This window comes from Marinobacterium sp. xm-m-312 (assembly GCF_013283295.1).
In the GTDB taxonomy this organism is placed as follows: domain Bacteria; phylum Pseudomonadota; class Gammaproteobacteria; order Pseudomonadales; family Balneatricaceae; genus Marinobacterium_E.
In genome coordinates this window covers 114,111-129,314 of record NZ_WBYS01000004.1, presented here as the reverse complement: position 1 = coordinate 129,314, position 15,204 = coordinate 114,111, and the positions used below count along the sequence as shown (strand labels likewise).

The window sequence follows — 15,204 nt, the reverse complement described above, 5'->3', positions numbered from 1 at the left end:
TTACGTGATTCAACTATCCTAAGTCTATAAACACTGATGTTAGGGGTCTGTTTTGGATAATGTGAATGATGCTCGGCTACCTGCCGAGATGTCTGAAGGTTTAATTGTTGTCGCTCTGGGGGCATCTGCTGGTGGCCTTGAGGCGATTACAGCTCTACTGAGAAGCTCTCAACCTAATGGCCATTTAGCCTTTGTTATAGCTCAGCATATGGCACCTCAACACCGCAGTCTGTTGGTTGAGTTGCTCTCAAAAAACTGTGATTACGAGGTGATTGGGGCTGAAGATGGGGTCGAGGTTAAACCCAATACCGTTTACGTAAATACACCCAATACCGATATCTCAGTTGTGGAAGGTCGACTCCATATATCTTTACCCTCTGACAATGTTGGTGCTAAACCCTCTGTCGATAAGCTGTTTAAATCACTAGCGATTAACTACGGAAGTCGATCCATTGCTGTAGTTCTTTCGGGTACTGGATCTGATGGTACCCAGGGGTGCCGTGAAGTTCGTGATGCCGGTGGTATTATAATTGCTCAACAACCGGATACAGCTAAATACGATGGCATGCCAAATTCGGCGATCCGTGCGCGTTTGGCTGATCTCATCCTATCTCCAGAAGAGATTGCAAACTACCTATCTGACAGTCATCACCGCCCCGAGGTGTTGAAGTCTGTTGGTAAAGATGAAGAGACGGTTGTTTCAGTAGACTCTCTTATTGAGCGTATTTTGACCGATACAGGTCTAGATTTTCGTCAATACAAACGGGCAACGCTAGAGCGTCAACTTCAGCGCCGCATGTCAGCGTTAAGGCTTAACTCCATCAATGACTACTTTGCGCATGTAGACAAAGATCCGGACGAGTTGGAATTGGTGCAGCGTAGTTTCCTAATCTCAGTGACCAGCTTCTTTCGTGATGAAGAGGCGTTTGATGCGCTTGGTAAAGTGCTTGATAACATTATTAAACAAGCAGAGCAGAGTCGCTCTATTCGTATTTGGGTTCCTGCCTGTGCTACCGGTGAAGAGGCCTACACCATTGCCATTATGTTGGCGGAGCGTCTAGGAGCTACCCTTAGGGGCTTCGACGTTAAAATCTTTGCAACGGACATCAATGAACTCAATCTAGATATCGCTAGACAGGGTGTCTATATCGATGCTGCGGTAGAAAACCTCTCTCCTGCGATTTTAAGTACCTATTTTGATTTAGAGTCTAATAAGTATCGGATTAAAAAGTGGGTTAGAGACATGTGTATGTTTGCTAAGCACGATCTGGTAAAAGACCCGTCGTTCCTTAGAATGAATCTTGTAAGTTGCCGTAACTTAATGATTTATTTGAATAACCATTTGCAAGATCAGTTGGTCAATAATTTCCACTACGCCCTTACCCCAGGTGGCTACCTATTCTTGGGTAAGTCTGAATCCATCGGCTCTATGGGTGATAAGCTGTTTGATTATGTTGATAAAACGAACAAACTCTACAAGCGTAAATCGGGAGCTGTATCATATGGTCGATTCTCTAGTGCGTTAGCTAGTGGCATCACTAATACGGCTCAGCACTTAAAAAACACCAATAATCCAACACCAGCGCACCGGATAGAGGGGAAGGTCTTTTCTGCACTAATCGAGAGTTTTGCTCCACCTAGTATCCAGTTAAGTGATCAATTTCAACCGATTAAGTACTTTGGGGATATCTCTCCCTACCTGAAAATCAATCCAGGTAAAGCAAACTTTGACATCGTCAGTCTGTCACATCCTCAAATACAGACCGAAGTTCGCGCTTTGATCAATAGAGCCTCACGTGGCGACCAGGATAAAATTGATCACATCGTGCGATTTAAGTTTCCTGATAATGTCACCTCTACCGTTAATATTTCGGTTCAACGCGTGGTTGATAATATTAGTGATACTCAGGCCTACATCATGAGTTTCAATCGTATCGTAGAGAATCCAGTCGTCAGCACTGACAATTCACCTAAGGCCTCTGCGGATGTGGGAGTGGTTGAAGAGCTAGAAGAGGAGTTGCAACGTACTCGCGATCACCTTCAGGCCGTTGTTGAAGAGCTTGAGACCTCAAATGAAGAGCTTCAGGCTCTGAATGAAGAGTTGCAAGCTTCGACCGAGGAGCTGCAGGCTTCTAATGAGGAGTTGGAAACGACTAACGAGGAGTTGCAAGCCACCAATGAAGAGTTAACTACCGTTAACGACGAGTTACAGGCTAAATCGATTCTTTTGACTGACAGTAATGAAACCTTAGTGAATATTCAGCGCTCATTGGATATGGGTTTGATCGTGGTGGATACTGATCATCGCGTCGCTCGATTCACTCCGCAAGCGGTTCGACTATTCGGTATTTTGCCGGACGATGTTGGCCATAAATTGACTAAGCTACCTCGTCACATTGATGTTCCAGATTTTGAAAAGCTACTCGATAATGTCATCCAGACAGGCTCTGCTGTGCGTCGGGAATTGGAAAGTAAGGGTGAAAAATACCTTATGAACATCAGCCCATATCGCCGTGATCAAGGAATTATTTCGGGTGCTGTACTGACCTTTACCGAAACCACCAAACTGAGTAAATCGATTGATCATGCCTCTTTTGTAGAGGCCATGTTGAATGAGGTCGGTAAACTCATTGCGGAAGGCGTTATGATCCTAGCACCAGGGTTTTCAAAGATCCTGCATGTATCTCAGCGCTTAGAGCAGATCACTATGCGTAACTCTGATGTTCTCCTTAGAGATTCTGAAACCTTCCTAGATATCGTTGATCATGGTGATAGAGAGCGTGTCGCTAATCATTACAAGGACCGTGAGACGCAAGGCTGGGATATAACCTACAAGATCAAACGTCGCGATGGCTCAATCGTCAAAGTTCATGACGTTGCTAAACGTGAAGAGGTTGATGCCCATGAGGAGGATATCATCACTTCAATCATTAGGGTTGTTGACTAGTGCTTGACTAATTAAGCCTATGATTCTAAAAATGAAAGCCTCGGCAGTGCCGGGGCTTTTTTATAACTAAAAAAAACAGGGTTTTACCATGAAAAAAACACTTCTACTCGCTGCAGCTTTAGTTTCAACTTCAGCGTTCGCTGACACTCAACGTCTTGCGATTCATGTTGATGAAAACGACCCTAAAGTAATGAACTTAGCACTAAACAATGCGCAAAATGTTAAAGCGTACTATTCAGCGAAAGGTGATGATGTGATTGTTGAACTGGTTGCGTATGGCCCTGGTTTAAACATGTATCTTGAAAATTCGCCGGTAAAAGAGCGTCTGGAAACTCTAGGTATGGATGAGAGTTTCAAGTTTTCGGCGTGTAATAACACTTATACAAAAATGAGCAAGAAAGCTGGCAAGGATTTGGTGTTGCTGAGTGAAGCCAAAAAAGTACCCTCTGGCGTCGTGCGTTTGATGGAGCTTCAGAAAGAGGGTTATGCTTACTTACGCCCTTAACGCTAAGGGGCTTCGGCCCCTCTATTGAGATTTTATATGCAGCTTCTGATCGCTGATGACAGCCCAACTTTTAGGGCGCAGCTTGAATTTCTAGCCAGACAAATTGGCCATAACCCTAGTGTTTTTGAAACCGGTGACCAGTTGTGGGAGCACATTCAATCTAATGGGCTCACTCCCTCTCTACTACTACTCGATTGGGAGATGCCAGGTCTGTCAGGCCCAGACCTCTGTGAAAAGATACGCTTAGCTTATCCCCATCTAGCGATTCACATCATTCTTGTAACCAGTCGAGACGAGACAACCAGTCTTGTTGATGGTCTCTCTTCAGGGGCCGATGACTACGTAACCAAACCGATTAATCGTGATGAGTTATCTGCTCGCTTGTCCGTTGGGCAGCGAAATATTCTGCTTAGACAGCAGTTGCTAACCATTAATGAGCAACGCATTGCCGCTGAAAAGCTTGCCTCTGTTGCACAGCTAGCCAGTGGGGCGGCACATGAGATCAATAATCCCTTAGCGTTCGTGCGATCTAATTTGGATTATGTTTCGAGTCAAACATCACTACTATCAACACTGAATGAGCTGCTTAACTCCTCTGAGACCACCTTGCCTCAGTTAAGAGATTGGTTTGACAGGCACCACTTCTCTGAATTGATTGATGAACTCGAAGAGGTTTCCCGTGAGTCACTGCAGGGGGTAACCAGAATACAATCGATAGTCGAGGGGTTACTCAGATTCAACTCCGAACAGGGTTTGCAGCGACAGTCTATTGATCTGAATAGTTTGCTGACTCAGCTTCTACCAAAAGGAGCTACATTGTCGCTTCCTGAAGCCTTGTTTGTTGTGGCCGATCCTAAACAGCTAGAGAAGATGTTTGCCGCTGTTATAGAGAATGCAGAGTTGGCGTCTCAAGAGGTGAGTAGGATTAGGATACAAGGTCGCTTAGTGGGTGATGAGATAGAGATATCGGTTAAAGACTGCGGTGTTGGCATGAGTAATGAGCAGAGGGCGAGAGCCTTTGATCCCTTCTATACCACGCGATCTATTGGATCTGGATTAGGGTTGGGATTGAGTTTAGCCCAGGGTATTGCACGACAACACAATGCTGAATTAACGCTAGACAGTCAGTTGGGCATAGGTACTACCGTGATCTATCGTTGTCATGCTGCCTAAAGAGATCTATCGCGGCCATGATGAGTTTGGCACTGTTATTGTCTTGGATGATGGAAACTGTCGCTATTTGAGCTTTGGTGAAACCGATGAGCAGAGCTGTATCCTTAAACAGTCTCCAGAAGTGCCTCAATATACCTTTATAAGGGCGATGATCTATCCTCTTCTATATCTTTCACCTAACCGTGCTCTCTCGCTAGGTTTGGGAGCTGGGTCTCTGAATGGGGCGCTGCACTCCATTTTGCCAAACGTGAAACAGGAGATTGTTGAGATCAGTCCTGAGGTGGTTGAGGTTGCTCATAGGTACTTCTATCTGCCTCGGTCTAAACGAATCAACATTGAGGTGTCTGATGCCTATGAATATCTGCAAAGACCAGTGAAACGTAAGTTTGATCTGATCACTGCGGATTTATACACCTCTGATGGATTAAATGAGATTCAAGTTGAAGCGGTGTTTATCGATGCGGCAGTGGCACGATTGAGTCAAAAGGGTTGGTTGGTGCTTAACTGCTGGAGTGATCATCGTGAAGTGGAGATCTTAGACAGGCTGCGTGAACGATTCGATACTCTTTATACTTGTACCACGGGCGATGGTAACTGGGTTCTTTTTGCGACGAACGGGCCCGTTGATGTTAGCAGCTCTCAGATGAAGAGTCGGATTAAAGAGCTGAGTTCACGTGCTGGCTTTGCTGTAAACACCATCGCTAAACGAGTCAGACAAATCGTCTAAATGCTTGTTTTTTCTATCCTGATTGAGACAATGGGAGATCTTAATCAGGGAGAGTGAATGGATCAGTCATACGCCAGTCGAAACCGACCAGAACCGGGTTTGGTTATGCTTCACTCAAACCGTCAAGAGACTCTGAAATCAGTCTTGGTTGAGTGGCTTGCTAATCATCCGCTGGATCTTTTCGATAAAGAGGAGATGCTGGTTCAAAGCAACGGTATTGGACAGTGGATTAAGTTTGCCCTAGCTGAAGATAAAGAGCAGGGCGGTGTAGGTATTTCCGCTAATATCCAATTCTCTCTACCCTCTATGTTTATCTGGCGAGCCTATCGAGCGGTACTGGGTGAAGAGGCCGTTCCTAAAGTCTCTCCATTTGATAAACCACGCTTAAGCTGGCGTCTATTCAGATTGCTCAATCGCTTACCTCAAACCGCACCTTTCGAACCTCTCATTCAGTTTCTGAAGGACGACTCTGATCAACAGAGGCGTTGGCAGTTGGCACAGCAGTTGGCGGATCTTTACGATCAATATCAGATCTATCGTGGCGATTGGCTGAACCATTGGGCAGAGGGTGGTGAGCAGGTTACTGACGCCCAAAATCGTTCATTACCCCTTGCGGCGGATGATTGCTGGCAGTCGCTTTTATGGCAACTCATCTGTGACGATTTGGGATCAGAACAATCACTCTCTCGTCCTGTTGTACACCAACGCTTTTTGCAACGCTGCTCAGAAGGTCATGTTGATCGGACAAAACTGCCTAAACGACTGATCATATTTGGTGTCTCGTCGCTGTCTAAACAAGCCCTAGAGGCGATTGATGCCTTATCACAGCATATCCAGATTCTTTTCTGTGTTCTTAATCCTTGTAAGCACTACTGGGCCGATATCACTGATGGTCGCGACCTGTTAACGGCTAAGAATCGAAGACAGTTAGAAAAACCTGCAGAGGATCTATTCGCAATTGAGCATCCATCCCAGCCACTGCTAGCGGCCTGGGGTAAACAGGGGCGCGATTTTGTTCGTCTGTTGGATCTCTATGACGAGAGTCGCTCTTTCCAGAGTCAGTTTGGTTTAAATCGAATCGATCTATTTGAAGATGAAGCTACACCTAACAGTTTGTTGCACCAAATACAGCATGACATACTCGAGCTAGAGTCACCTCAGTTCGAACCTAGGGTATTAACCAGTGGTGATCAGAGTTTGCGTTTTGTTGAAGCTTACAGCGCACAACGTGAGGTAGATATACTGCAAGATCAATTGATCTGCGCGTTGAGGGATGATCCAAGCTTGCGACCACGCGATATATTGGTGATGGTACCGAATGTCGATGATTATCGTGCTCAGATCGAAAGCGTGTTTGGCCGACTTTCAACCAGTGATGAACGCTTCATCCCCTTTAGCATTAGTGATCAAAGTCGCTCTTCAACCCACTCCATGATTGGTGCGCTCGAGCGTCTATTGACACTAAACACCCAACGCATGGGCGTTACGGTCCTATTTGAGTTGTTAGATGTGCCCGCAATACGGCGTAAGTTCCAATTTGACACTGAGTCTTTAGCGACACTTCAAGAGTGGATCAATGATGCGGGTGTTCGATGGGGATTAAATGCACAACATCGATCCCTATTGGGTGTCACTACTGGAATAGAGCAGAACTCTTGGTTGTTTGGTCTGCGCCGATTGCTGACCGGTTATGCCTTAGGCGAATCTGACGGGGTTCGAGGCGTGGTACCTCTTACGTCAGTTAAAGGGGTCAGTGCCAATGCTGTAGGATCGCTGGCACAACTGTTAAGGGTGTTTTCTGAGTGGGCCAGTTTTATCGAGAATCACCATACACTTGATCTGTGGGTGGAACGAATCGAGCGCCTGATGACGCAGATATTCGATTGCATCGAACCTGATGAACAGATGATTGAGTCGTCGCTGTTGACTGAACTTAAGGCGATACAGGAGCGAGCCGCCTCAGCTGAGGTGTCAGAACCTGTCCCGCTCCATCTATTCAGTCAGCTTCTGCTTGATGCTTTGGATGCCCCAGATCTTAACCGTCGGTTTATGTCCGGCGGCGTCACTTTTGCGACTCTCATGCCAATGCGTGCGATTCCCTTTAAACGGATCTATCTACTGGGTATGCAGGACGGCGCTTACCCTCGACCCCAGGTTAGAAACGACTTTGATTTAATGGCTCGCTCGTCACTCTTTAGACCGGGTGATCGTTCTCGCAGGGACGATGATCGATACCTCTTTCTTGAAGCCTTGCTATCAGCGAGGGAGTCGCTTTCAATCAGTTGGGTAGGGCGCAGTGCGGTGGACAATAGTGAACGACCACCCTCGGTCTTGGTTGCTCAGCTGCGAGATTTTATTGATGCGCATTGGGTCAATCCTGACATGGCAGTACCTATATTAGACCTGTTAACGGACAAGCACCCTCTGCAGCCATTCGCACAGGACTATTTTGATCAAAACTCTGCCTTAAACACCTTTGCCCATGAGTGGCTAGCAGTGCATCAGCCTGATTCAGACCTGAGCTCTGTTGCAGCATCGGTTCAGCTAGATCTGCAGCTGTCCATTGACGAGCTCAATCGTTTTTACAAAGCACCTGCCCGATACTACTACCATTCACTGATTGGAACCTCACTGCCACTCCCGAAAGAGCAGTCACAGGAGAGTGAACCCTTCGTGATCTCTAAGCTTGATGATCATCTGCTCAAATCGGCGGCATTAGAACTGCTCGGATACCCCAACAAAGAGGATCGTGAGGTCAAGATAGAGTCTGTTGTCGATCGGTTAAAAGATCTGGGCACCTTGCCCTGGGGTGGTTACGCGGAAAAACCAGTTAGGGCCATAAAGAGCCACCTTGGATCGATCTGTCGACATCTTGATTGGCTCACCGATCGATACGACTGGCAGCAGCAGGACAGTCTTAAGCTTCATCTTGCGTTGAGCGGTGCCACCATTACCGGTGAAACTGGTGCTCTGTATCAGCTAGAAAAGCAGTGGGCCACTGTGGTTAAGCTAAGTGGTGCAGCCATTGAGAAAGGAACGGTCAAACAGGATCGCATGTTGGGCAGTTGGCCAAAACACCTTCTCTTAAATGCCTGCTTAGGGCCTACGACCACTTATTTCATTGGTCCTGATGCTGTGACCTACCTTAAAGTGGTTGAGTCTCATGAAGCGACCCGGTTGCTTGAAGCCTTAGATCAGGCGCGTCGAGAGATGCTTGAAAGCCCTAAACCGATCGCGGCTAGAACCTCGCTGGTTCTGTTAAATAAGGGCGAGTCACAGGCGGCCACTCAGTTTGAGGGTGAGTTCACCTTTAATGAACGGCAACGTGAGCCTGAATTGGCTCAACTCTGGGAGAGTTATGAACAGATTAAAGAGGCTGGATTAGCAGAATTCGCGGCGCGCCTCTACTCGCCACTGATTGATTACAGTGATATTTGGCGCGAGGGTAGCCGATGATCCCTATGCCACTGAACCCACTAGAGTTCCCATTCTCAGGCGCATCCTTGATCGAAGCGAGTGCGGGAACTGGTAAAACCTATACCTTGGCGGCCCTCTATGTTCGCTTGGTGCTTGGTCATGGCGATGATCGCGCTTTCCAAAGAGAGCTGCTACCACCCGAAATTTTGGTCGTAACCTTTACCAATGCCGCGACACTCGAGTTGCGAGACCGTATTCGCAGTAACTTAAGCACGACTGCTCGGGTGTTTAGGGAACTAGAGCAGAGTGACGATCACTTTACCTCTGCGTTAATCCAGAGTTATCCCCCTGAGGAGTGGGAAGGCTGCGCATTGAAATTGGAACGCGCCGCTGACTGGATGGATGAAGCGGCAATCTTCACCATTCATGGTTGGGCACAACGCATGCTGACAGCGCATGCGTTCGACTCAAATACTCTGTTTGATCTACAACTGGGTGATGATGGCTTGGCCCAACTCGAAGAGGCGTGTCGAGATTACTGGCGTATTCACTGTTCCGTGTTAGAGCCCAGAGTGGCTGAACAGATAGGGACTCTCTTGAAGTCACCAGAGGCTCTCTACGGTTGGATCTATCGATCACTGTCAAGCGATGCCAAACTGCACTGGAAAGGGGAACCTCTTGATAAGAGTGTTGATCCTCGCACTGTCGCTCAGTCCATCAATGAGTGGCTTAACGACTTAGAGAGCTGTAGCACTAAACTGCTGACTATTTGGCGCGACAATATTGATGAGATTGAAGCATCACTGAGAGGCCAGTTTGAGGCTAAACACTTTAATGGTGGGCGAGTTAAAGAGCCTGGTTTCAGTGATCAGCTTCTGGCGATGCGACAGTGGGCCATTGATGGAGAGGTGCCTGACAGTCCGGATTCACTGATTCAATATTTGACCTTTGAAGGCAAACTAAACAAAGGCAAGCCTCTGCCTGATCACCCAGCAGTGGATCTACTCTCTGCCTATACAGACCGTCTTCAGCGTCGTCCAAAACTCGAACCCATTTTATTGCACGCCTTACACTGGGTATCAGAGCGTTTTACGACCCTCAAGGAGAGCACAGGTGCCCTCGATTTTGATGATCTTTTAATCCTTCTAGAGAGGGGGCTTAAAGGGCCACTGGGGAGTAACTTAGCTTCCAGAGTGCGTGCACAGTATCCAGTCGCGTTGATTGATGAGTTTCAAGATACCGACCCATTGCAGTTCAGTATATTCAGTACGCTTTATCGAAATGTCGATGGTTGCGCGTGGATCATGATTGGAGATCCAAAACAGGCCATCTACAGTTTTAGGGGGGCTGATATTCATACCTATCTCGACGCGAGAGAGGAGAGCCAAGATAAACTCTATACCCTTGGCACCAACTATCGTTCGAGTGAATCGGTTATTTCTGCGGTTAATGGACTCTTTGTCGATGCTGATCTCAAAGAGAAGGGGGCTTTTCTCTTCAGAGACGCCAGTGGTGTGAATCATCTGCCGTTTTATCCGGTTAACGCCAACGGCTTAAAGAGCAGCCTAACCTCAAATAATCAGAGGCTCGATGGTCTACATCTGATCTGCTTGGACGATGGCGAGTGCGTGAATAAGCCTCGTTATCATCAAGCGCTGGCCACTCATACCGCAAGCAAAATCGCCTCGTTACTGAACCGGTCAGATTCTGGCGAACTATCAATGGGTGATGAGCCTATCCAGCCTGACGATATTGCCGTGCTGGTAAGAAATTTCACTGAAGCTAAAGTGGTAAGAACAGCACTCGATCAATCAGGTATCTCTTCAGTCTATCTGTCGGATAAAGAGAGTGTGTTTGAGTCACAAGAGGCGGAAGATCTTTGGCGAATTCTAAATGCTATTGCACATCCACGGTCAAAATCTTTAATCATGGCCGCGTTAGCCTCGCCGGTTCTCTGCCTAACACGTGACCAACTCTTACATCTGAATCAATCTGAGTCTGAGTGGGTCGATATCAGTCAGATCTTTGTTGAGCTCAATCAGATCTGGAAGCGAACTAATATTGCGGCCGTCATTCGAGCTCTGATCACCGAATTTGATCTACCTCGTAAATTGAGAGCGACTCGAGGCAGTAGGGTAGAGAGAAGTTTAACGAATCTATTGCACCTGGCTGAATTGCTTCAAAAACAGGTATCGGTTGTGGATGGTGAGCTGGGTATTATTCGTTACTTAGGCGAGCAGATCGTCAATCCGAGTGGTACAGGTGAGGAGCAGCTCATTCGCATGGAATCGGACTCGGGACGAGTTCAAGTGATCACCATGCACAAATCCAAAGGGCTAGAGTATCCGATTGTATTTATCCCCTTTGGTGTCAGCAGCCAGTCCGTAAAGGTGAGTGATAAGGGCTTAACCTATCGTCTTAATGGGCAAAAAGTTCAAGAACTGAATAAAGATACTCAGAAGCAAGAGAAGCCATTCAGTGAACGGGAGATGCTTGAAGAGGAGGTGCGGCTGATGTACGTCGCACTCACTCGAGCAAAATATGCCTGTTGGATAGGCTTGGGTGCTGTTGACGGTTTTGAGAAGTCCGCAATGGCAAGCCTTCTTGGAATCAACGAGGCACTTCCTAAAAAACCGTCCAAAGAGGATCTCTACGGCGCACTCAGCCAGGCCATTCTCAATGTGACCCAGCGAGATGGGGTTTTTCTGGAATCGGTCTCTGATCAAGTTGAACAAAGAGAGGTTAAAACGGATCGTCTGTTCTCACCCGAATGCCAACATTTATCTCTACCCGTTAATCGTGAATCTTGGTGGATGACCAGTTACTCTGCCATCGCAAGTCGCACTCAATCTCATGCAGTCGACTCTAAGATCGAAGAGAATTTGTTGGATCAATCGATTGCTGAAATGGAGCCGTTCGATCATTTAATTCGCTTTGATCAAGCCAAGACCGGAACCATTCACGCCTTTGAGCGTGGTGCGATTCCAGGTAATTTTTTGCATGAAGTATTAGAGCGAGCAGCAGAGCAGAGTTTTTCTCAAACCGCGACCCATTCCGAACTCATAAAGAGTGCCGTATGCATTGAGCAACAGCCAAGTCGATGGCATCAGAGTGGATTGATGATAGAGCAATGGCTTGAATCGATGCTAACCACACCCATTGTTCTTGGCTTTGAGCTGACACTTGCAGGCTTATCTCACTACCAAGCTGAGATGGAGTTTATCTTCAGTGCCCATCATCTCTCTGTCGCGGAACTGGATCAGCTCTGTATTGAGTCAATCTATCCTGAGTTAGAGCGGCCGAGATTGGAACAGCAGACGATCAATGGCCTGTTAAAAGGGTTCATTGATCTTACATTTGAAGTGAATGGGCAGTACTGGGTATGTGATTATAAATCCAACTGGCTAGGACCTGATGCCTCCTATTACACTGAGTCCAAGATGCAAGAGGCGTTGGTGGAGCATCGTTATGATCTGCAGTTGATGATCTACCTGCTCGCCCTGCATCGACAGCTGTTGGCCCGCGATGTTGAATATAGAGAGAATCCAGTCAAAGGATTTAATGAGAAAGTGGGCGGGGCACTCTACCTCTATCTTCGTGGCGTGCCAGAGGGAGAGGGGTGTTTAGCAATCAAGCCAAGCTATGAACAGATCGAGCGTTTGGATCAGTTGTTTAAACAGGGAGCAGACAGTGCAGCAAGTTGATTTATGGTCTGACTCAAACACTGATTTGAATCTAAATCAGATCTTAGAGCTTTGGTTGGAAGCAGGTTGGATTCGTTCTATTGATATGGAACTCGCACTTCACCTATCGGAACTGTATGACAATCAATCGGCATGGGCGGGTTTAGCCTTAGTCTTAGTCAGTCATCAGCTAGGGCGTGGGCACAGTTGTGTCGATGTTCACTCCCTCTATAAGGATCCTGATCGTTACCTGGCACTTCCACCGGAGTTTGCAAAATTAGCCGGTATACCTTTACCCAGTGAGCTGTTTAAGCAATTAACAAAGAGTGAGTGGCTTGACGCAGTTCATCAGAGTCCGTTGATGGGCCTGCCCGATGAGAATACCCCCCTAATATTTGATCATGAGCGTCTCTACTTAAGGCGCATGTGGCAGGTAGAGTCTCGCGTTGCAGAGCGGTTAAAACAGCGTCTATCGAAACCCTCCAGCAACACGGACTCGTTAGAAAAGTATCTGAACCAACTGTTTCCGAACGATGACGCCAGCATTGATTGGCAGCGAGAGGCCTGTGCAAAGTCTGCAATTAAGCGTTTTTCAGTTATTACCGGTGGTCCAGGTACCGGTAAAACGACGACAGTGGTTAAATTGCTGGCGCTACTTAAACGTCTAGCGGATGACCATGGTGATACCTTTGACATTGCACTTGCAGCGCCAACTGGCAAAGCGGCGGCACGTTTGTCATCCTCAATTGGGAGTGCACTTGAGCGCCTTCCAGAAGGTTTTGGAGAGGGGTTACACGCTCAAGTTGATACGGTCCACCGACTCATTGGTGTCTCTTCGGCTGGTCGAAGAAATCGTTATCATAAGGGGCATACTTTGGCGGTTGATCTGTTGATTGTAGATGAAGCATCCATGTTGGATATTGAGCTATTCGATGCGCTGCTTGATGCATTGAGTGATCGCACACAGCTTATTCTATTAGGCGATAAGGATCAGTTAGCCTCAGTTGAGGCAGGCTCTGTCTTGGCAGACCTCTGCCGTGTTGAGAGTGATACAAACCCAGAAGGCTTTGTTAGCCAACTTAAAATCAGTCACCGCTTCAACAGTGAGTCTGGCATTGGTCAGCTAGCCAAGGCCGTCAACCAGGGGTCTTTAACTGACTACCAAGCTGTTTGGCGACAGACCTACAGCGATATTCACTATCAAACGGGAGCTGACCTGCGTCAGCAGATCGCTGATCGAGTCTTAAGTAGCGATCCACAGATACCGGGTTATACGAGCTACTTAGGAAAACTCACTCAGCCATGTTGCGACCCACTTGAGGTGCTTAGGCTGTTTGACCACTTTAGGTTATTGACCCCTCTGCGTCGCGGACCAGAGGGTGTTGAATCGCTTAACCATATTTGTGAGACCCTATTAGCCAGAAAAGGGCTAATCGATCTGAGTCAAGAGTGGTATATCGGCCGTCCAGTAATGGTTACTGCCAATGATTACGCGGTAGGTCTAGCGAACGGAGATGTGGGTGTCTGTTTAGAGCGAGAGGGCAAGCCTAGTGTGGCGTTTATCAACGAATGCGGAGATGCGGTACGATGGATCGACCCCCTTCGTTTAGAGTCGGTAGAGACGGCTTACGCCATGACGGTGCACAAATCACAAGGCTCGGAGTTCAAGCACGTTGCGTATCTGTCACCTAGTCGAGCGAATCCTGTACTGAGTAGAGAGCTTCTCTACACCGCCATTACACGTGCCAGTTCACAATTTACTCTTATCGAGATGAACAGCAGTGTGACACAGCAGACAATCAGTACACAGACCGATAGAGCCAGTGGGCTTTATCATCGCTTAACCGATTAAAGGGCTAATTCAATCTCTTCTAAAGAGGGAATAGCATCCGCTGTCCCTGGGCGTGTCACCTGTATCGCCGCACCGGTAACCGCAAAGTGAAGTGATGCTTTAAGATCCCCGGTTTGGTCATAGCGCGCGAGGAAAAGCCCCAGAAATGTGTCACCGGCCCCGGTCGTATCAACGGCGTCGACAGTGGGTGAGGGCAGTATAAACTCATCCTCTGAGCCTATATATCGAACACCACGACTACCCAGTGTCACTAGAATATGATCAACGCCGCACTCTTTAATCGGGCGGTTCAATGCGCGCTCTAAATCCTTGGCCTCAATCTCATTGACGACCAACATATTGATTAACGGGAGCATCACTAGGGTCTTATCTGCGTCGAAGGGGGCTGCTGAATAGCAGAGCTTCATCCCTTTAGCCTTTGCGCATTTCATGAAGTGTTCAGTTTGCGAGGTCTCGTTTTGACAGAGCGCCCAATCAGACGCGGTTGCATCCTTTAAGCCCTCATCTACCATCTGTTCGGTAATAGCAAAGTTAGCACCTGGGTAGACAAGGATTTGATTCTCAGCCGACTCTTCATCGACCATAACAATGCCATGACCTGTTGGCGTTTCCGACATAAATAGGTGGGTCGTATCGATATTTAACGCTTCTAATTGGTCGAAGTATCGTTTATCTGCAGGGTGCATCGCACCTATATGCTTAACGCGACCACCCGCTTTAGCAATGGCAACACTCTGGTTGGCACCCTTGCCACCCAACCCCTGTGTAAAGTTATTGGCTGCGAGTGTTTCACCCGGCCTAACTAGGTGGGGCAGTGAGTAGAAGTAATCTATGTTGACTGAGCCTAGGTTGTAAATGGCCATTCACGAATCCTTAATGAGTTCAGCCAACGATATCTAA

Annotated in this window: 8 protein-coding genes; 7 read left to right on the top strand and 1 reads right to left on the bottom strand. The window is 47.4% G+C overall.

Annotation, left to right across the window (positions count from 1 at the left end; genetic code table 11):
• Positions 1 to 61: 61 nt before the first annotated feature.
• The 7 genes from XMM312_RS06315 (at position 62) to recD (ending at position 14,304) form a co-directional block, all read left to right on the top strand.
• Positions 62 to 2,947, top strand: coding sequence for a chemotaxis protein CheB (locus tag XMM312_RS06315; RefSeq protein WP_371743472.1), 2,886 nt, complete (start codon positions 62 to 64; stop codon positions 2,945 to 2,947).
• Between the two features lie 88 nt (positions 2,948 to 3,035).
• Positions 3,036 to 3,452 carry a DsrE family protein gene (locus XMM312_RS06310; protein ID WP_173484500.1) on the top strand — a complete coding sequence of 139 codons (417 nt, stop codon included), beginning with the start codon at positions 3,036 to 3,038 and terminating at the stop codon, positions 3,450 to 3,452.
• 36 nt (positions 3,453 to 3,488) lie between these two features.
• Positions 3,489 to 4,625, top strand: coding sequence for a sensor histidine kinase (locus XMM312_RS06305; RefSeq protein ID WP_173488890.1), 1,137 nt, complete (start codon positions 3,489 to 3,491; stop codon positions 4,623 to 4,625).
• Positions 4,615 to 5,352, top strand: coding sequence for a spermidine synthase (locus tag XMM312_RS06300; protein ID WP_173488889.1), 738 nt, complete (start codon positions 4,615 to 4,617; stop codon positions 5,350 to 5,352). The genes XMM312_RS06305 and XMM312_RS06300 overlap by 11 nt, the downstream gene beginning before the upstream one ends.
• Positions 5,353 to 5,409: 57 nt before the next feature.
• The gene (gene recC / locus XMM312_RS06295) at positions 5,410 to 8,808 is read left to right on the top strand and encodes an exodeoxyribonuclease V subunit gamma (RefSeq protein WP_173488888.1); all 3,399 of its coding nucleotides are present in this window, start codon (positions 5,410 to 5,412) and stop codon (positions 8,806 to 8,808) included.
• Complete coding sequence (gene recB / locus XMM312_RS06290; protein ID WP_173488887.1) at positions 8,805 to 12,473, top strand: exodeoxyribonuclease V subunit beta; 3,669 nt, start codon at positions 8,805 to 8,807, stop codon at positions 12,471 to 12,473. The genes recC and recB overlap by 4 nt, the downstream gene beginning before the upstream one ends.
• Positions 12,460 to 14,304, top strand: a complete 1,845-nt coding sequence (gene recD / locus XMM312_RS06285) for an exodeoxyribonuclease V subunit alpha (protein ID WP_173480890.1) — start codon at positions 12,460 to 12,462, stop codon at positions 14,302 to 14,304. The genes recB and recD overlap by 14 nt, the downstream gene beginning before the upstream one ends.
• On the opposite strand, the gene XMM312_RS06280 is transcribed toward recD, so the two are convergent.
• Complete coding sequence (locus XMM312_RS06280) at positions 14,301 to 15,167, bottom strand: ribokinase (protein WP_173484506.1); 867 nt, start codon at positions 15,165 to 15,167, stop codon at positions 14,301 to 14,303. The two genes, recD and XMM312_RS06280, sit on opposite strands and share 4 nt — an antisense overlap.
• Positions 15,168 to 15,204: the final 37 nt, after the last annotated feature.

Bases quoted from the DNA above. Each gene is read 5' to 3' on its own strand.
- XMM312_RS06310 (WP_173484500.1), top strand. From the start codon at position 3,036: ATGAAAAAAACACTTCTACTCGCTGCAGCTTTAGTTTCAACTTCAGCG.
- recC (WP_173488888.1), top strand. From the start codon at position 5,410: ATGGATCAGTCATACGCCAGTCGAAACCGACCAGAACCGGGTTTGGTT.
- recB (WP_173488887.1), top strand. From the start codon at position 8,805: ATGATCCCTATGCCACTGAACCCACTAGAGTTCCCATTCTCAGGCGCA.
- XMM312_RS06300 (WP_173488889.1), top strand. From the start codon at position 4,615: ATGCTGCCTAAAGAGATCTATCGCGGCCATGATGAGTTTGGCACTGTT.
- XMM312_RS06280 (WP_173484506.1), bottom strand. From the start codon at position 15,167: ATGGCCATTTACAACCTAGGCTCAGTCAACATAGATTACTTCTACTCA.
- XMM312_RS06305 (WP_173488890.1), top strand. From the start codon at position 3,489: ATGCAGCTTCTGATCGCTGATGACAGCCCAACTTTTAGGGCGCAGCTT.